This window comes from Streptomyces sp. DH12 (assembly GCF_020873895.1).
GTDB lineage: Bacteria > Actinomycetota > Actinomycetes > Streptomycetales > Streptomycetaceae > Streptomyces.
This window is the reverse complement of record NZ_JAHWGT010000598.1, coordinates 1-550: the sequence shown is the minus strand read 5'-3', so window position 1 is coordinate 550 and position 550 is coordinate 1. Positions and strand designations below refer to the sequence as shown.

Annotated in this window: 1 protein-coding gene; it reads left to right on the top strand. The window is 77.6% G+C overall.

The annotated features are described in order from the left end of the window. A partial coding sequence (locus tag LPA54_RS35985) for an FAD-dependent oxidoreductase (RefSeq protein ID WP_228984748.1) occupies positions 1-550 on the top strand: 550 nt, incomplete at both ends.

Genomic DNA, 550 nt, shown 5'->3' with positions numbered 1-550 from the left:
CTCCACCGCTGTGGTGGAGAACGAACTGGTCGGCGGCGAGTGCTCCTACTGGGCCTGCATGCCCAGCAAGGCCCTGCTGCGCCCGGTCCTCGCCCGGGCCGACGCCCGCCGCCTGCCAGGGCTGAGCGCATCCGTCGAGGGTCCCCTGGACACCGCCGCCGTGCTCGCCCGCCGCGACGCCTTCACCTCCGGCTGGAAGGACGACGGCCAGGTCCGGTGGCTGGAGGGCACCGGCGCCGACCTCCACCGCGGGCGGGGACGCCTCAGCGGCCCGCGCACCGTCACCGTCACCGGCCCCGACGGCCGGGAGAGCGTCCTCACCGCCCGGCACGCCGTCGCCGTCTGCACCGGCAGCCGCGCCCAGCTCCCCGACCTGCCAGGACTCGACGAGGTCCGCCCCTGGACCAGCCGCGAGGCCACCAGCGCCCGCTCCGCGCCCGGCCGGCTGGTCGTGGTGGGCGGCGGGGCGTCCGGCACCCAGCATCTGCTGGAGATCGCTCCGTACGCGGCGGCCACCACCTGGGTGACGCGGCGGCCGCCCGTCTGGCGG